We start from the raw sequence: 17,232 nt of genomic DNA on the forward strand, positions 1-17,232 counted from the left end.
TCTCACAGACTCCCTTGTATCTTCTCTTGACGTTTCACACCGAGCATGTAGTATCCAAGTTCCGTTTCATTGAGATCTTCATTTTTCAGATGAGCCACTATCTCGCCTTTGTATAGGACGAGTATTCTGTCAGCGATTTGGAGAACCTCTTGAAGGTCAGTGGAAATCAGAAGCACCGCCCTGCCGTTGTCTCGAGCTTCAATCAACTTCTTTCTTATGAACTCGCTCGAAGCGACATCGATTCCATGGGTAGGCTGATTGGCTATTATCACTTGAGCGTGGTTTGTCATTTCACGAGCGACTACAACCTTTTGCATGTTCCCACCCGAAAGCATTCTGACCATGGTGTGTGGGCTCTTAGCCTTGATGTTGTACTCTCTGAGCACCTTCTTGCCAAAATCGATAACCTGACTCTTTCTGTAAACGAGTTTGCCTGAGAATGGCTGAGAGTGATATCTGTCAGATATGAGATTCTCTGCTATAGAAAGGTCAAGAGCACAGCCTACCTCGATTCTGTCCTCTGGGATGTGCGCGATGCCCTTTTTTCTCAAATGCCAAGGATGTTGACCCAGCACCTTTTCACCATTCAGCAAGATTTCACCTTTGGCTTTCTCTCTGAGACCTGTTAGTATCTCTACGAGCTCTTTCTGACCATTACCTTCCAAGCCAGCTATCGCGAGTATTTCACCAGATCTGAGAGAAAAACTCACATCTTTCAGTACGTGTGCACCGTCTTCGCGAAAATAATCAAGATCTCTAACAGTTAGAACGACCTCTCCTGGCTCTCTTCTTTCTCTTTTTATGTCATACTCGAATTTTCTTCCGATCATCAATTCGACTATCTGCATCTCTGTGATGTTTCTGTTATCATATGTTCCCACAACTTGGGCATTCCTCATGACCGTTATTCTGTCGGCTATCTGTTTCACTTCATTTAGCTTGTGGGTTATGAAGATCACCGTTAGACCATTCTTCACAAGTTTTCTGAGAACCTCGAAGAGATCGTCCACCTCTTGAGGTGTGAGAACCGAAGATGGTTCGTCGAGTATCAGTATCTTTGCACCTCTCACAAGGGCTTTTAAGATCTCTATTCTCTGTTTCACACCGACGGGAAGATCCAAAACCTTCTCCCAAATCGGTACATCAAAGTTCAATTGTTTCGCGTAATCACCTATAATCTCTTCCATTTTCTTGAAATCGATGGAGAAAAAGCCTTTCTTCGGCTCGATACCGAGCATGATGTTCTCGGCAACGCTGAAAGATGGTACGAGCATGAAATGCTGATGAACCATTCCGATGCCAAGAGCTATTGCCTCTTTTGGTGAACTTATGTGAACTGGTCTGCCAAAGACTCTGATCTCACCACTCGTTGGTTTCTCCATACCAAAGAAGATCTTCATCAGAGTTGTCTTACCGGCGCCGTTTTCTCCAACGATTGCGTGGACTTCACCCTCTTCGACGGACAGATTCACATTCCTGTTCGCTACGACTCCATTTGGGTAGACCTTTGTTATTTCAACAGCCTCGATCGCCTTCATCTTGAACCCCCATTAAGAAGAGGGAGCAGGCGCTCCCTCAGGGTCTCACGCTCGCTCTGAGTTTATTCAAATCTTCTTGAGACATGCCGAACACTGTACCAACTTTGATATCGCCTTTGATTATCTTCTCTTCGATCTCTTTTATCTTGTTTCTGATGTTCTCTGGGACATTTTCTCTGTAATATCTGTTGTCTGCAACACCGACTCCACCCTCTGCTATTCCAAGGGCTTCGGCTTTGCCGTAGACCAATTTACCTTCGAGGTGCAGCTTCAAGCCTCTCAAGATCGAGTTGTCAACGTTTTTCATCATAGAAGTGAGAATGCGCTTTGCTATTTCTTTATCGGTTTCTTCGTATATCAGAGCCTGATCGGAGTCCACACCAATTGCCCAGCGATCGGCTTCCTTGGCTGCTTCGAGTAATCCTATACCAGTGTTTCCAGCAACGTTGAAGATGACGTCGGCACCCTGACGGTACATCGCCAGACTGAGTTCTTTACCCTTCGCAGGATCATTGAAAGATCCAACGTATGATATTAGAACTTTGATGTTAGGATTGATGTACTTTGCACCCTCAATATAGCCAACCAAGAAATCGTTGATCACAGGAATATCCATGCCGCCCAAGAAACCAATGATTGGTTCTGCGTTCGTCTTTGGCATACCCGAGGTTGTAACCATTGCGGCAAGTGCTCCCATTAGGAATGAACCTTCGTTTTGCTTGTAGAGTATTGAATAGACGTTCTTCAAACCCGGCTTACTGTAGTCAACAGAAGTATCAAAGATGAAGTATTTCTTATCAGGGTTCATAGGTGCGATCTCTTCAAGTATCTCTTGCATCTGCCAAGTTCCGACTACTATTATGTCGTAATCTTGATCTGAAAGGTCTTCCAAATAAGGTCTCCAGTTCTCCTGTTTGTAAGAAGCCTCGATGATCTTCCCCTGAATCCCAAGCTGCTTGATCGCTAATTCGATTCCTCTACCAGCGGAATCGAAGAAAGATTTGTCGCCGAGAGTTCCATTCAACAGCAGAGCAACCTTCAACGGTTTTGCAAAACTCAAAAGTGCGAGAGTTACCAACAAAATCACCAGAAGCTTTTTCATCCAACAACACCTCCCTCAATGAGAATTTCTATAGCCTTTACGGCTATCTTTATGGAGTTTTCCAAGCCTCTTTCGAACTTCTCCCCTGCCTGCAGATACTCACCGGCTTCAGTCAGTTCTTCGCGCACAGTCAGGACTGCTCCAGTCCTCAACCCTTTTATCGTGCCAGTGATGTAGAGTGCCCCTATCTCCATCTCTACGGCGAGTACTCCTGCTTTGATGAGCTGCCCCTCAAGATATCTGTGTCTTTCAACATCAAAGGCTCGTCCATAGTACGAATCTGTCGACAGAACTGTACCTACATGGAAGGGATTGTTTATCTGCCTTGCGGCTTTGACCAAAGCGTCTACTGTTTGAAAGTCCGCTACGGCTGGAAACTCAGGAATGATGTACTGAGAAGTCGTTCCATCCATCCTTACAGCCGCGTTTACAATCACGCTGTCACCGAGCTTCAAAGACTTTTGAAGTGCACCAGTAGTGCCTACGCGTATTACAACCTTTGCATTTGTTGTAGCGAGTTCTTCTATACCAATTGCCATCGCCGGTGCGCCCATACCCGTTGACATTACACTGACCTTTTCACCCTTCAGATAACCAGTGTAAGTGAGATACTCACGATTATCCCCGACTTTGACTGGTTTATCAAAGTACTTTGCCACCCTTTCAACCCTGCCTCTGTCTCCTACAACGATGACGTATTTGCCTACGTCATCTGGATTAACCCTTATGTGATACCTTGGATCGACCATTGTTCAAACCTCCTTCAAGTTTTGGAGTTTTTCAAAGAAGATATTGAAAAACCTTTCTTTATCGGCTTTCAACAGCACTTTGGCGTTTGGTGATCTACCTGAACTGTGCCATAAGTCAACAACGGTTTGCCCGTAGGTCAACTCTCCTTTTGTTTCAACGTCAACATAGTAATCCTTCGCTTCGAAAAGTTCTGGATGCAATAGGTACATCACTGTGCATGGATCATGCAGAGGTACTCCTTCAATGCCGAAGACCTTTTTGTAAGTCGATTTGAAGAAGATCAGCAGATCAGCGAGTAAGTTGAACTTTTCGCCCATCTGCCTCATTCTGTTGACCTCTTTATCGGTGACAATCACCTGATGCGTCAAATCGAGTGGAGCCATGACTATAGGTACACCCGATTTGAAGACTATCTTCGCCGCTTCTGGATCAGCGAATATGTTGAACTCCGCTGCAGGAGTTACATTTCCGAATGCGATTCCTCCACCCATTAGCACAATTTCCTTTATTCTCTTCACCAAATGAGGATAACGTAACATGAAGAGTGCGATGTTGGTCAGTGGTCCGGTGGGGACGAGAGTTACATCAGAGTATCTTTCCAACGTCTGTGCCATGAACTCAACTGCGTGAAGTTTTTCGATCGGGCGTTTTGCCGAAGGAAGGTCTGCACCATCAAGTCCAGAGCTCCCATGAATGTTTGGAGCTACAACTGTGTTTCTCAGGAGAGGTTTGTCACAGCCAGCAAAGACAGGAAGATCGATATCGAACAGATCGAGGACGGTTCTGGCATTTCTTGTGGTGTTTTCAAGGTAAGAGTTTCCAACAACCGTGGTAACACCGAGCAATTCGATCTCTTTCGATGCAGCAGCCAAAAGCAGTGCAAAGGCGTCGTCATGTCCAGGGTCACAATCGAGTATAATGCGCACAGGAATGCCTCCTTTTCCCACAAAAGGTTTTGTCATTCCAATTCTACCAGTTTCTGCAAAAGTATAGTCATATTATCTCCTCTGATTTTTCAAGTTTACCATTTATCTTGGAAAAGTATAACTGAAGAGATAGTCGGACCATCACTGAGATAGAATCTCTTTCAGAGGAGGAATCATCTTGCACACTCTGGTTCTGTTCTTAGGAATAGTGGTTGTCTCGTTCTCTGGCATCATGATAAAGGCCAGCACTGCTTCAGCCAATGCGATATCTTTTTTCAGAGTGTTTTTCGCCTTTCTATGCTATTTGTGTGCAATGAAGGCAAGGATGGTCAAATACAGAATAAAAGAGGAACTGTTGTTTTCAATCTCCGGTTTTTTTCTCGCAATGCATTTCTATTTTTGGATTCAATCCTTCAGCCACACAACACTTGCAGGTGCGGTGGTACCGTTGATGCTGCAACCTTTTGTTACCTCTGTTCTTGCCGCTTATATCTACCACGAAAGGCTAAATCTTCGGCAGATACTCTCTACTGTATTGGTGATCATTGGCGTTGTACAGATGACTGTACTCGATGCAAGGAGTTCTCTGAGTTTTTCAAAGGGTGATCTCCTTTCGGTCATAGGTGTGTTGTTCGTATGCGGTTTTCTGCTCATAGGTAGGTACATGATACCGAGAGTTGGAACGATCGTATTCAATTTCAGAAGTTATTCAGTTGCAACAGTGATACTCTTCTTACTCAGCTCTGACAAAGTGTTCAGTAGGTTTTCACCAAGAGATTGGTTGTTGTTCATTGGACTTGGTGTTGGTTGTTCTTTTTTCGGTTATGTGATGATAAACAACTCTTTGAAGCATTTCCCAACAGGGGTTGTATCAATGGCTCTGGTTGGAGAACCGGTACTGAGTATACTGTGGTCGTGGATGATCTTCGCGGAATCTGCAACTACCGCTCAGTACGTTGGGCTGGTCCTCTCGCTGATCGGTATTGTTTGGTTTTTCAGTTCGCTAAGACAAAGGACTTAATTGACAACAAGTACTCTATAAGTATCTGTTAGGGGTCTTGCAGATTCAATGAATACCTTCTTGCCCATCAAGGTAACCTTTACAGACTCATTTGGTGAAGCTTCTTCAAAGTCTTTTTCGTCGAAACAACCACTGACTTCGTAGAGCACTGATTTGGCTTCGCTGAGTTTGTAGAACTTCAAGGCTTTGCCGTTGATTCCAAAGATTATCAAATACTCACCATCTGAGAGTTTTTCATCCACCTTGCATATCGTCATACCATCGCTGGCATAACCGGACTGCACTTTGACTGCCACAGGAAGAATTCTTGATGAACAAAATACTTCACCGAGGGGAGCATATCTCTTTTCTAAGAAGACTACTAAAGGAGTCAGAGGAAAGCCATAGACTTGTTCTTCAAGATTTGCTATATCAACTTCAGTTATCTGAAGTGGCTTTTGTTCACTGAGTTTTCCAAAGACCTTTGATATTTCAGACAACGAAGGATCATAGCCTTTTTGAAAGCTGTTGAAAGCCTTTAAAGATTCTGCTCGTGACGAATAGATACAATCAAAGGCACCTGCATTCACCAATCTCTGAATGGTGGAGATGGGCAGAGAGATCTTTCTCGCAAAATCATCGATACTGCTGAATGGTGATTTAGCGGCACACATCTGTTCGACCGATGGACCCACACCCGTTATAATTGAAAGAGGTAGTTGGAATTGGTTTTCTTTCACTTCAACGGTGTTCACACTTGGGCAGAGTACCTCGAAACCGCGCAGACGAAGTTCTTGAATCGCTTGAAATATCTTCTTCTTGTCGCTGGCTTGTTCGTCTATGTAGTACTTGAAGAAAACCTTTGGAAAGTGGGTTTTGATATACGCGAGTTCATAACTGATAGTCGCGTAGGCAATACTGTGAGATTTGTTGAAGGCATATGCGGAGAACTGCTCTATAGTGCTGGACAAGCGATCAGCGAAGGATATGTCGAAACCTCGCTGAATCACCTTTGCTTTGAGCTGTTCTATGGCAGCTCTCATGGCTTCTCTGTCCTTTTGGGAGATCGCCATTCTGAAAAGATCAGATTCGGCTGGTGACATTCCAGCCAAACTCATAGCGAGTTTCATTATCTGTTCCTGATATATGATCACATCAAAAGTGTCTTGAAACAGATTAAGTCTTTCAGAACTGTCGCAAGATCTCTTTCTGCGAGCGTAGACATGATTGAGTTTTGCCAGTAGTGGCCCAGGTCTGTTCATCGCAAGCAACACCGAGAGTTCCTCAATGCTTTCTGGTCTGATTTGCCTACACAGTGTTCTTGCAAACTCTCGCTCAAGTTGGAAGATCCCAAGTGTTCTTCCACTTGATATGGTGTGATAGGTCGATCGATCACTCATTGGTATTTCATGAAGTTCAAGATTCTTTTTCATCTGTGATAACAGCGAGAGCGTTGTCAAGCCGAGAATGTCTATCTTCGTCACACCAATCTCTTCAAGACTTTGCATATCGTATTCGAGAACGAAAGGTTTTGAACTCGGAACAAAAGGCAGGTTCACTGGCTCACCCGCTATAACTACACCTGCAGCATGTATACTCCTGTGGATTGGCAAACCCTTGAGCAATTCGATCACTTTGTTGGAAGGAGTTTGTCTCAGTCGATTCATTTCGTTGAGAATTGATTTTTCTGAAAGTGTTGAAAAAGTAGAGATCAGTGCAAAAAAAGGAAAATGTTGGGATAGACTTTCGATCAGCAAAGGTCGCTTTTCGTCTTCAACATCTATATCGATGTCAGGCATTTCTTTTCTGAATTCGTTGAGGAATCTTTCAAAGATCAGATCATATTTTATGGGATCTATCTTTGTTATTCCCAGTATGTATGCTATTACCGAGCCAACGGCGCTTCCCCTTCCAGGACCGATTTCCACATTCAGCGATCTGGCAATATCAACTATCCTCTTGACGGTGTAAAAGTAAGATTCAAAACCGAGTTTCTCGATCACTTTGAGTTCTTCTTCAAACCTTTTTCTGTGCTCAGGAGTTCTTGCCAGTTCTGCGCAGCCTTTCAGCCAATCCTTCTTTGGTTGTGGCAATTTCATTTCCACTCGCAAATCGTAGGATGTACAACCAAGGATTAAAGCAGCATCTTCGAAGGCTCCATCAAATGATGAGCCAGACTTGATGGGACTTTGCTGAATTTGGCACATAGCTATGTGACCATCGAGCTGAGAGTCGTTCAGGTAGTATATCAACTTGATTTCATCGATTTTCAGAAAATCGAGTTTCGGTTCTTCTGATCTGTTATAAGCCTTCACCAGTTCTTCAAATTCCTCGCGATTTCTTGCGTAAAAAACCTTTGTACCAACTCTCAGTCCGTGAACAGGTATGATTCCATTTCGACGACAGAGGTTGTTGAAAGTTACTGTGCCATGGAAGTTTGTATCTGCTAAAAGAAGCGATTTCAATCCGATCGATTTGGTTTTCTCGACAACTTGCTCTAATCGTATTATGGAACCATCAAAAGAATAAGGGGAAACAACACACGGTATCATTTGAGAGTCACTGCCTCGTTTGATAACTTCACCAACATCGATTTGAAATCATCTGGTATTGGGGCAGTGAACTGCATCCATTTCTCAGTTCTTGGATGATAAAACCCAAGTTTTGTTGCGTGGAGCATCTGTCTTACTGCGAGTGATCCTTTACCGTAGAGTTTGTCACCGAGAATGGGGTGACCTATGTACTTCATGTGAACTCTTATCTGATGGGTACGACCGGTTTTCGGATAAGCAGCGATAAGCGATGCAGTCTTCCCGAAATGCTTTATGACTTCGTAATGTGTTATTGCAACTCTACCAGATTCATTCACAGACATCTTTGTTCTCAGAACAGGATGTCTGGCTATTGCAATTTGGACATCACCTTGAGATCTCTCGACGAAACCCTCTACAAGTGCCAAGTACATTTTGAAAGTCTTTCTCTCTTTGAATTGATGTGAGAGACTCTGGTGTGCCAGATCGTTCTTCGCAACGACTATGACTCCTGAGGTGTCCTTGTCCAATCTGTGAACGATACCTGGTCTGAGCTGGCCTCCAATGCCCTGAAGATCTCTGCAGTGGTATAACAGTGCGTTTACAAGCGTACCACTGGTGTGTGAAGGAATTGGGTGAACAATCATACCAGCTGGTTTGTTGATCACAACTATATCAGAATCTTCGTAAAGAATCTTGAGTTCTATCTGTTGTGGTTCAACCATGATCGGCATAGCAGGTTCTGGGTCTGGAATGACTATCACATCTTGTGGTTTGACTTTGTAACTGGGCTTTTGAGGTTTCCCGTTGACAGTTACCTTCCCCTCTTTGATGGCTTTCTGTACAAAACTTCTGGAGATCTTCGCAGGGATCTTCTGTAATAAGTAGAGATCAAGTCTTTGTTCCGATTCACCTTTGTTCACCGTGACTTTCAACTTTTTTCTCTCCCATCAGGAGACTTAGCACTATCAATACCCCGCCAATAGTGATGAACAAATCTGCAATATTGAAGATGGCAGGAAAATAGCGAAGGTTTATGAAATCAACAACGTAGCCAAATCTGAAACGATCGATGATATTACCAGTTGCTCCGCCAACGATCATCTGAAGCCCTGCTTTCGTGAGAGTCGAACCTTTTGTGAAGCTTGATACAACTGAGAGTGCGAGTGTAACGGCAAAGGTAACCCAGAGCACCCAAGGAGACTTTGAAAAAAGACCAAAGACGATACCCGTGTTCCTCGTATAGGTGAACCACAAAACACCTGGAATAGCAAAGAAAGGCTGAAAGAGAAAGTTTTCTACCAACATTTTTGAAAGTTGGTCCATCAAAATCACAAAGGTTACCCAGAACATCTCACTTCACCCTTTGGTAGAAAAATGGACTGATAATCTTCAGACCTATCTCGGCGTAATCGAAGATTCTCTCTGTGCTGCCGACGAAAAGTATGCCACCGAGCCTGAGAGCTTTGGTGAAGTTTCTGTAAAGCTGGTCTTTTGCAGAGGCTTCGAAGTATATGACCACATTTCTACAGATTATGAGGTCAAGTGACTGAGGGAATGAATCTTGAAGCATATTGTGTTTTTTGAACTCCACTCTCTTTTTCACAAAATCCTTTACCTTGTAACTCCCATCAAGCAGCTCGAAATATTTCTCTAAATATGCCTTCGGTGTACTCACCATAGATCTTGCTTCATATACACCGGCTTTTGCCTCTTCGAGTGCTCTTTCATCCAAATCTGTGGCGAGCACTGAGGCAGTCGAAGGAGCATTCAGTTCTTCAAGCAGTATTGCCAAAGAGTATGGTTCTTCCCCACTTGCACAACCTGCGCTCCATGCCTTGAATCTACCCTTACTCGAAACCAAGAGCTCAGGTAGATATTTATCTCTAAGCTCCCACCACTTTTCTGGGTTTCTGAAAAACTCTGTGACGTTTATCGTCAATTTGTCGAGAAACTCTTCTTTAGCCGCTGGATTTGACAGTAAGAAGCGTAAGTACTCTTGAAAAGAAGACAGTCGATATTTTTTTATGAGTATTTCTATTCTTCTTTTCACTCTGTGTGGTTTGTAACCAGAGAGATCCAAACCAAAATACCTGTGAACCTCTTTGACGAACCATTGGAAATCTTCCATGGGAAGATCACCAGAAAACTGGGAAAGAAAATCCTGCATACCATCTCTCCTTTTCTGAACGAAAGATCACATAGATTTTGTCAATCTTTTTCCTCAAATCTATCGATTCATTCGACACCAAAACCCACTCGTCCTCGTTCACCCAGCCAAAACCCACGTTTGTCTTGTTTGCGAGATGCTGCGCAAAGAAAAACAACCTGTCTGCCGCAAAGCCAATTCGTAACCCCATCTTTGGCACAAGGAAGAAAACAATTCCTCTATGAGAAAGACCAACTCCATAGCCCAAATTGGAGATAAACGGTTCTATTTTGAAATCATTGAAATTTATTGGAACTGAAAGGTGATAACCACTGTTGTTGTCGACACAGATCGAAAAGTAATCGATCTTGAAGAAAAGTGCATAACTATCCTGAATGACAGCTCCGATGGAGCCGTTCATTCCCCATAAACTCAAAGTATTAGCTTCGTAATTGAGGTTACTGAAGCTCAACCAACCCGCATACGGTACGCGGTAAAGGGCTCCACCGGTGCCTAAGTCGAGTGACAGATACTTCAAGTTCTCAAAGGGTTCATAAAGAGGCAAAACACTTAAGCGACCTTGATCAACAGCCACACGCAGACTGAAAGAAAGATCAGCTTCGATGCGCCAAAACTCAATGTGTGGAGACAACGTGGCACCAAACCAAGGACTGGTGCCAATGGCTATGTCAAAGTTCACTACGGCAGCTGCAACAGAAATAGGCAACAGCAGGAACAATATTGAAGCTCTCATTGATTCATCTGTGACAGTATTGCTTCCATTTCTGCGTCGTCCATCTCAAAGTTCGAGAAGACGTCTTGTACATCATCCATGTCTTCGAGTGCGTTCATCAGCATCAAAACTTTCTCTGCGTCCTTTCCAGTCACTTGAACTGTGTTCTTTGGTACATACGACACACTTGCCTCCACCTTGTAGCCGTTCTTTTCAAGAGTTTCTTTGACTGCTGTCAAGTTCTCTGCAGATGTAACAATCCTAATCGGATCATCCTGATCGTTGATATCTTCAGCTCCTGCGTCAATTGCAAGCATCATCAATTCTTCAACATTTGCCACTTGATCGCGCGCCACGTTGATTATTCCCTTTCTCTCGAAGATCCAACTAACGGCTCCAAGATCGGCAAGACTTCCACCGTGTCTGCTCAAAACGTGTCTCAACTCTTGGGCTGTTCTATTCTTGTTGTCGGTCAAAGCCCTTATGTAAAGCGCAACACCTGCAGGGCCATATGCTTCGTATATGATCTCCTGATACTCAACACCCTCAAGTTCACCAGTACCACGTTTGATAGCCTTTTCAATGTTGTCTTTTGGCATGTTCGCTTCTTTCGCCTTTTCGATTGCCGTTCTAAGCCGTGGGTTGGTATCTGGATCTCCTCCACCTTCACGAGCAGCGACTATCAACTCACGTATCAATTTCGTGAACATCTGCGATCTCTTAGCGTCCTGTGCCATCTTTCGATGTTTGATATTTGCCCATTTGTTATGTCCTGACATTCTCTTCCCTCCTAAACAGAGTTATCTCCAAGATATTTTATCACCGTTATCGTAGTATCGTCATGTCTTTGTGTACCCTTCGAAAAGTTTTCAATCTCGTTCTTCAGTTGCTCAACAATTTGTACAACACTGTGATTCCTCAGTTCCTTGATTTTTGCACAAAATCTCTCAAGTCCATATTCATTTCCAGAACTGTCCCTCGCTTCTGTTACGCCATCTGTGTAAGCCACTATTAGATCTCCTGTACCGATCTTCGTAACCACTTCTCTGTAGTTTGTATCTCTCAGAATACCAAGTGGCAGATCTTGTGCTTCTACGGTAGTAATATCATCACCGCTAACCAGTAAAACAGGATTGTGTCCCGCGTTCACGATGTGGAGTTCACCATCATGAGTCAGGCACAACAGTATCATGGTGACGAATCTGTCTTCTTCCAAGTCCTCGCACAACACGTTGTTGAGTTGCACCGCAAGTTGAGAGATTGTTTCAGCACTTCTGGAAAGTGTTCTCAAAGCACTACGCAATGCTGTCATCATCAAAGCCGCTGGAATACCTTTGCCTGAAACGTCTGCAACTGTTGCAAAAATGCGATTTTCTCTGACAAGAATATCGTAGTAATCTCCACCTACTTGAATTGCAGGCATCGTATCAGCGCTTATTTCGACGTAATTCAAATTTGGCAATTTTCTCGGGTAGAGCCTCATTTGGATCTGTCTTGCAATCTCGAGCTGTTCTCTGAGTCTTTCTCTCTCGACCTCTCTTTTCAACCTCACATACCTTTCACATATCGACGATAACTGCTGAGCAGCGGCTTCGAGAATCTTCCTGTCCACCGCGGTGAAGATATCTGGTTCTCTTTCAACGAGCGTGATCCTTCCCCAAAGAGATTTGCCACTCTTGACGGGAACTGACAACAGATTCCGAACTTCTGTACTATGAGTCGGTTCGATCAAGAAAACATTGTCACTCTTTGTGTCAATCAACTGCTTTGCCTTTTCGAAGGTTTCACGATCAAGTGCGAAAAGTTTTTCGTAATAAACGTGTCGATCTGCCACGTTCAGCTCGATGCACACTGCTAAGAAAGGTATCGTTTGTTTCAATAGCTCGACCAACGACTCAAGACCTTCTTCGGGGTCCACAACATTCGCAAAAACATTGTTGAGTTCAAAGAGAGTTGCAATTTCTTGGTAAGTCCTGGAGAGTTCTTCTATGTGCTCTTCGAGCAACTTCGTGTAGTTCTTTCGCCGCTCATTCAGTTCCGCCATTATTTTGTCTATAGCCATGGATATGTCTTTGAGACTCGACAAACCTTGGTATGGAGGTAAGTTCATCGTTTTAGAGATTTTCTCATAGACCTGCTTTAGTTCATGTTCCACGGCCTATCACCCTGCGAACTTCTTCGAGCAATTTCAGTGGGCTGAAGGGCTTTGTGAGAAAACCATTGGCACCGATCTCCAAGGCTACTTTTGGATCATCCTCCCCACCCTTCGCCGTCAACATTATCACGGGAACGTCCTTTAGCTCAGGATCTTTTCTCATTGTCCTGAGAACTTCAAACCCATCGATGTGAGGCATCATTATATCTAAGATCACGAGATCTGGTTTTGCCTGTCTTAGCTTCTCGAGGGCTTCCTTTCCATCCTTTGCTTCGTCAACTGCATACCCCTCTCTCGTGAGATTGAAGCTAACGATCTTTCTCAAGACCTCAGAATCATCGACCACTAAGACTCTATAGCCCATGATGATTCCTCCAAGATTTCTGACAGTTTTCTGCCGTCACAGAGTGCCTCCGTGCACGTAACCAATACAGAACATTCCTCTTCTCTCAAGATGGGCTGGTACAGATATCGAGCACGAATGAGTCGGTCCCTTTTCTGTTCATATCTTATCACAAGAAATTCACCTTGAGAACTGAATTGCACGTTTTCAAAGAAATAACTAATGGGACCTGACTTTGATTTCTCCGCAATCACAATCTGCCTTGCGGGGTCATATGCCAACAGATCGGTACAGTTCTTAGGTATGAGGATTCTAAAGGCATAAGCTGTCACCAATTTGTTCGGATTCAGTTCAGTCCACCACAGCTTTTCAGGAGAAATGCCTTTGAGTGAGGTTTCCTTTAGTTTGCTTAATACCCCTTCAACTCTGCCACTGAAATCGACCCTTGTGTACAGTGCGAGATTCACCACACCAGTGGGTGTTGGATCGAGATACGAAATCTTTGGTTTTTTGTGGAAACCTTCGGTGAGCGCAAATGGCAATCCACTGCGCCGAATGTTCCTCTCTATAGCATTTGACGTTTCTATTGCCGACAGAAACCTCATCAAGCCATATTTTTTGTATTTTATAATTGCGTACATCTTTCCTCCTATGCCGTTGACCGGTAAATTATACTATAATGATTTAAGAATTGGAAAGAGGTGGTTTTGATTGTACTACAAAGTATCTCGTGATCCAATTCACTTTGAGATCTTCATGTATCCATTAGAAATACTCTCAATAGATACCAGGCCAATCCAAAGGCTGAGATATCTGTCACAGTTAGTTGGTGCTGAGCTCGTCTACCCTGGTGCGACACACAATAGATTTTCTCACTCACTCGGTGTGATGCACATCTGTGGTATCTACGCTTCAAGGCTCTTCGAAGACCAATCGAAAAGGCGAGTTGTCCGACTTGCCGGGTTGCTTCATGACATTGGTCATGGTCCATTCAGTCACCAATTCGACGATGTTGTCTACAAGAGAATGGGATTGACGGAAGGTCACGATGAATTCAGAAAGAGAATATTGCTTGAGTTGATGCCTTCTGAGATGATGAAATCTTACCAGAGAATATCTGATCCAAGAATGAAAGATGCAGTTGCTGAGGACCTGTACCAAACTCTTGGATTAGATCAAGTGAGTGAAGATAGCTTTTTGAAACTCATGAATTTGGTGAACGAAGTCTTTGAGGGGGAAGAGGCTGGAACCGTTGAGTTCAACATCGTGCAAGGACCACTGGGTGCCGACAGACTTGATTTTCTCATGAGGGATTCCTATTACAGTGGTACAACGCAGTTCGGCGTGGGTGCGATTGATAGAATCATCAGGAACTCTTTTGTAAAGGAAAAAGATGGAAAAAAGATCTTGTGCTATCATGCGAAAGTCCTCGATCAGATATACACAAGTCTCTTCGGCAGGTTTATGATGTACAAGAACGTCTATTTTCACAAGACGTCCAGAGCAGCCGATCTAATGATCCAGCAAATACTATCGCTCATCTACGAATCACTCAAGTTGCCTGAACAAGTGAGCGACACAACGAAGTTTCTCGACATGACAGATCAGTTTGTTTTCTCACAGATAAAACTCGAGTTCAAAAGGCTGCTCGAGAAATATGGCATGAATGAGCAAGAGATCTTCGAAGGAAATGTACAACTCAAAGAAGATGAGTATTCTCTGATGAAGGCTTATGAATTGTTGAGGCGTATCGAAAGAAGAGATCTTTGGAAATTGATAGCTGAAATCACCTTTTCTGCTGTTGGTGTCGATCCTTCGATCATGAGTAAGGGAGTTGTGGAGGATACCCTGCAGAAAATGAAGGCGAGACTGAGAACTTTGATCGAGAGCACAGAAGTAGTAGAACAAGACAAGAAAGAGTTGCAGAGAATTCTGAACAGCTTCGACGAAATCTTTAAGACCGATACTCCCTACAAGTTGTCCCTTATGCATCCAGATGAATTTCTCAGGAGCAACGTGTTTCTGTATGATCCCACAAAAGAAGAAGTCTTTTCCCTTGAAGAATACCTCAGGAAATACCCAGCCTACCAACTGATGGCGAACAACTTGGTTCAGATAGTCAGAATTTATGTCACTGAAGACATTCGACAGATACTCAGGAAATACAATGTTGTACCGAGAGCTGGCACTGAGTTGACAACGAGGTGGTGAAGTTGTCCAGAAGGCTTTTACTTTTCTTCATAGACGTTGGTTTGACATTGTTCGCAGGCATCATCGCTCTCTTCATCAGGCTTGGGTTCGACTGGGCAGAACTTGCAAAGTATTTCCCCAGTGTACCAATCTATTGTTCGATCAGCGCGTTAGTCTATATTCTGAACGGTACTTACAACATAGTCTGGTTGTACGCTTCCTTCAAAGATATGATCACTCTGATGAGAGGTTCTGCTGTGGCGTATCTTTTGAATATCCTCTTTTTCTATTTAGTAAGGACTATCGTTCTGCCTCGTTCTGTCGGTGTGATGACTTTTTTGGGTTCAACGATGCTGATGATCGCAAGTCGTTTCTTCTGGCAGTGGTTGAATACCGTTCCACCAACGAGTAACAAGAGGGTGTTGATAATTGGTGCAGGAAGTGCTGGGACAATGCTTTTGGAAGATTTCGAACACCGCCCCAACTTGGGAAGGGTGGTTGGGTTTCTTGACGATTCTCCGAGAAAGATTGGACGAAAGATACACGGAATACCAATCTATGGACCTATCGACGAAGCCCAGCGAGTAATAGATTTGTTGAAAGTCGATGAAGTCATAATAGCGATTCCTTCTGCAAGCGCTGAGCAGATGAGGAGAATCGTGTCTTTGATCAATCCGAAGCATGTGAAAGTTCGTACACTGCCTGGTATATACGAGCTCACTGATACACAGCCAAGGATAGGTCAGCTCAGAGAGGTTACGGTCGAAGATCTGCTGGGTAGGGAAGAGACCAAGGTCGATCTTGAACAGATAAGATCCTATGTCAAAGGCAGGAGAATACTCGTAACGGGTGCAGGCGGTAGTATAGGCAGTGAACTTTGTAGGCAGTTGGCGAAACTTGAACCTTCAATGCTTGTCCTGCTGGGTAAGGGGGAAAACAGCATCTACCAGATAGACGAAGAGCTTTCTGTGGATTACCCACTTTTGAACAGGATGCGTGTGATAGCAGACGTCTCAGACTCCGTGCGAATGCATCAAGTCTTCGAGATTGCCAAACCTGAGATTGTCTTTCACGCTGCCGCACACAAGCATGTTCCGTTGATGGAGGAAAACCCATATGAAGCACTGCGTGTCAATACTCTTGGGACAAAGATTGTCGCAAAGCTGTGTTGTGAGTTTGATGTCGAAAAGATGATCTTCGTTTCCACCGATAAGGCTGTCAAGCCTTCTTCGATCATGGGTGCGAGCAAAAGGTTGGCAGAACTACTCTTGCTCTCCATCGATTCTAAATGCAAAACGAACTTTGTGATAGTGCGGTTCGGTAACGTGATTGGCAGCAGGGGCAGCGTGATCTTGAAGTTCAACTATCAAATCCAGAAGGGAGGACCTGTGACGGTAACTGATCCGAGAATGACAAGATATTTCATGAGTATCTCTGAAGCCGTTTCGCTTGTACTGCAGGCGGGTAGTTTTGGCACAGACAAAGATCTCTTTGTCTTGGACATGGGTAAACCAATCTCGATAGACACATTAGCTCGAACGATGATCATGCTGAACGGTCTTGTTCCAGATCAAGACATCAAAATAGTCTACACAGGAAGTCGAGACGGTGAGAAACTCACCGAGGAACTTTTCTACGAATATGAGAAGGTGGAGTCTACGACACATCCAAAGGTGTTGCTGGTCAGAAATGGTAAGAAGGTTGATTTTGAAAAGCTATGTTATACTGTGGACACATTTTTGAAGATGGCAGTGGAACAACCTCAAGAGGTTTTTCAAAAGATACAGCAGTTCTTGAACGAGACATGAGAGGTGT

Annotated in this window: 16 protein-coding genes; 3 read left to right on the forward strand and 13 right to left on the reverse strand. The window is 43.9% G+C overall.

Annotated features, from left to right (window positions below):
• Positions 1 to 2: 2 nt before the first annotated feature.
• From ACSFC1_RS05465 to ACSFC1_RS05480, 4 genes are read right to left on the reverse strand one after another with little or no spacing between them, the layout of a single operon-like run.
• Positions 3 to 1,538 carry an ABC transporter ATP-binding protein gene (locus ACSFC1_RS05465; protein WP_435565108.1) on the reverse strand — a complete coding sequence of 512 codons (1,536 nt, stop codon included), beginning with the start codon at positions 1,536 to 1,538 and terminating at the stop codon, positions 3 to 5.
• 37 nt (positions 1,539 to 1,575) lie between these two features.
• On the reverse strand, positions 1,576 to 2,640 hold the full coding sequence (locus tag ACSFC1_RS05470; protein ID WP_435565109.1) for a BMP family ABC transporter substrate-binding protein: 1,065 nt from the start codon (positions 2,638 to 2,640) through the stop codon (positions 1,576 to 1,578).
• Positions 2,637 to 3,389 carry a nucleoside phosphorylase gene (locus ACSFC1_RS05475; RefSeq protein ID WP_435565110.1) on the reverse strand — a complete coding sequence of 251 codons (753 nt, stop codon included), beginning with the start codon at positions 3,387 to 3,389 and terminating at the stop codon, positions 2,637 to 2,639. The genes ACSFC1_RS05470 and ACSFC1_RS05475 overlap by 4 nt, the downstream gene beginning before the upstream one ends.
• Before the next feature lie 3 nt (positions 3,390 to 3,392).
• Entirely contained in the window at positions 3,393 to 4,316 is a 924-nt protein-coding gene (locus ACSFC1_RS05480) for a nucleoside hydrolase (RefSeq protein ID WP_435565111.1), read from the reverse strand.
• A gap of 178 nt (positions 4,317 to 4,494) precedes the next feature.
• On the opposite strand from ACSFC1_RS05480, the gene ACSFC1_RS05485 reads away from it, so the two are divergent.
• Positions 4,495 to 5,337 carry a DMT family transporter gene (locus tag ACSFC1_RS05485; RefSeq protein WP_435565112.1) on the forward strand — a complete coding sequence of 281 codons (843 nt, stop codon included), beginning with the start codon at positions 4,495 to 4,497 and terminating at the stop codon, positions 5,335 to 5,337.
• Here the strand turns inward: ACSFC1_RS05485 and ACSFC1_RS05490 are convergent.
• The 9 genes from ACSFC1_RS05490 to ACSFC1_RS05530 are packed head-to-tail and all read right to left on the reverse strand — an operon-like array spanning position 5,334 to position 13,868.
• Positions 5,334 to 7,868 (reverse strand): PHP domain-containing protein, encoded by a 2,535-nt coding sequence (locus ACSFC1_RS05490; protein WP_435565113.1) that lies wholly within the window; start codon positions 7,866 to 7,868, stop codon positions 5,334 to 5,336. The genes ACSFC1_RS05485 and ACSFC1_RS05490 overlap by 4 nt on opposite strands.
• Entirely contained in the window at positions 7,865 to 8,782 is a 918-nt protein-coding gene (locus tag ACSFC1_RS05495) for an RluA family pseudouridine synthase (RefSeq protein WP_435565114.1), read from the reverse strand. The genes ACSFC1_RS05490 and ACSFC1_RS05495 overlap by 4 nt, the downstream gene beginning before the upstream one ends.
• A complete protein-coding gene (gene lspA, locus ACSFC1_RS05500; protein ID WP_435565115.1) occupies positions 8,757 to 9,200 on the reverse strand; it encodes a signal peptidase II in 444 nt (147 codons plus the stop codon). The genes ACSFC1_RS05495 and lspA overlap by 26 nt, the downstream gene beginning before the upstream one ends.
• A gap of 1 nt (position 9,201) precedes the next feature.
• Positions 9,202 to 10,017 (reverse strand): CheR family methyltransferase, encoded by an 816-nt coding sequence (locus ACSFC1_RS05505; protein WP_435565116.1) that lies wholly within the window; start codon positions 10,015 to 10,017, stop codon positions 9,202 to 9,204.
• Positions 9,986 to 10,735 (reverse strand): hypothetical protein, encoded by a 750-nt coding sequence (locus tag ACSFC1_RS05510; protein ID WP_435565117.1) that lies wholly within the window; start codon positions 10,733 to 10,735, stop codon positions 9,986 to 9,988. Before ACSFC1_RS05510 ends, ACSFC1_RS05505 begins: the two co-directional genes overlap by 32 nt.
• A gap of 11 nt (positions 10,736 to 10,746) precedes the next feature.
• Positions 10,747 to 11,508 (reverse strand): YebC/PmpR family DNA-binding transcriptional regulator, encoded by a 762-nt coding sequence (locus tag ACSFC1_RS05515; RefSeq protein ID WP_435565118.1) that lies wholly within the window; start codon positions 11,506 to 11,508, stop codon positions 10,747 to 10,749.
• Positions 11,509 to 11,519: 11 nt separating this feature from the next.
• The gene (locus ACSFC1_RS05520; protein WP_435565119.1) at positions 11,520 to 12,884 is read right to left on the reverse strand and encodes a PP2C family protein-serine/threonine phosphatase; all 1,365 of its coding nucleotides are present in this window, start codon (positions 12,882 to 12,884) and stop codon (positions 11,520 to 11,522) included.
• On the reverse strand, positions 12,874 to 13,248 hold the full coding sequence (locus ACSFC1_RS05525) for a response regulator transcription factor (RefSeq protein ID WP_435565120.1): 375 nt from the start codon (positions 13,246 to 13,248) through the stop codon (positions 12,874 to 12,876). Before ACSFC1_RS05525 ends, ACSFC1_RS05520 begins: the two co-directional genes overlap by 11 nt.
• Complete coding sequence (locus tag ACSFC1_RS05530) at positions 13,230 to 13,868, reverse strand: TIGR03936 family radical SAM-associated protein (protein ID WP_435565121.1); 639 nt, start codon at positions 13,866 to 13,868, stop codon at positions 13,230 to 13,232. The genes ACSFC1_RS05525 and ACSFC1_RS05530 overlap by 19 nt, the downstream gene beginning before the upstream one ends.
• A 70-nt stretch (positions 13,869 to 13,938) precedes the next feature.
• Between ACSFC1_RS05530 and ACSFC1_RS05535 the strand changes: the two genes are divergently transcribed.
• Together ACSFC1_RS05535 and ACSFC1_RS05540 are read left to right on the forward strand one after the other, a co-directional pair.
• Positions 13,939 to 15,438: an HD domain-containing protein gene (locus tag ACSFC1_RS05535; RefSeq protein ID WP_435565122.1), complete on the forward strand. Its 1,500-nt coding sequence runs from the start codon at positions 13,939 to 13,941 to the stop codon at positions 15,436 to 15,438.
• 2 nt (positions 15,439 to 15,440) lie between these two features.
• Positions 15,441 to 17,225, forward strand: coding sequence for a polysaccharide biosynthesis protein (locus tag ACSFC1_RS05540; RefSeq protein ID WP_435565123.1), 1,785 nt, complete (start codon positions 15,441 to 15,443; stop codon positions 17,223 to 17,225).
• The last annotated feature ends 7 nt before the right edge of the window (positions 17,226 to 17,232 follow it).

Origin of the sequence: Pseudothermotoga sp. U03pept (genome assembly GCF_051235805.1) — a bacterium.
GTDB lineage: Bacteria > Thermotogota > Thermotogae > Thermotogales > DSM-5069 > Pseudothermotoga_B.

Excerpts from the sequence above, each read along its gene's own strand:
- ACSFC1_RS05530 (WP_435565121.1), bottom strand. The coding sequence starts at position 13,868 with ATGTACGCAATTATAAAATACAAAAAATATGGCTTGATGAGGTTTCTG.
- ACSFC1_RS05505 (WP_435565116.1), bottom strand. The coding sequence starts at position 10,017 with ATGCAGGATTTTCTTTCCCAGTTTTCTGGTGATCTTCCCATGGAAGAT.
- ACSFC1_RS05465 (WP_435565108.1), bottom strand. The coding sequence starts at position 1,538 with ATGAAGGCGATCGAGGCTGTTGAAATAACAAAGGTCTACCCAAATGGA.
- ACSFC1_RS05490 (WP_435565113.1), bottom strand. The coding sequence starts at position 7,868 with ATGATACCGTGTGTTGTTTCCCCTTATTCTTTTGATGGTTCCATAATA.
- lspA (WP_435565115.1), bottom strand. The coding sequence starts at position 9,200 with ATGTTCTGGGTAACCTTTGTGATTTTGATGGACCAACTTTCAAAAATG.
- ACSFC1_RS05515 (WP_435565118.1), bottom strand. The coding sequence starts at position 11,508 with ATGTCAGGACATAACAAATGGGCAAATATCAAACATCGAAAGATGGCA.
- ACSFC1_RS05470 (WP_435565109.1), bottom strand. The coding sequence starts at position 2,640 with ATGAAAAAGCTTCTGGTGATTTTGTTGGTAACTCTCGCACTTTTGAGT.
- ACSFC1_RS05525 (WP_435565120.1), bottom strand. The coding sequence starts at position 13,248 with ATGGGCTATAGAGTCTTAGTGGTCGATGATTCTGAGGTCTTGAGAAAG.
- ACSFC1_RS05475 (WP_435565110.1), bottom strand. The coding sequence starts at position 3,389 with ATGGTCGATCCAAGGTATCACATAAGGGTTAATCCAGATGACGTAGGC.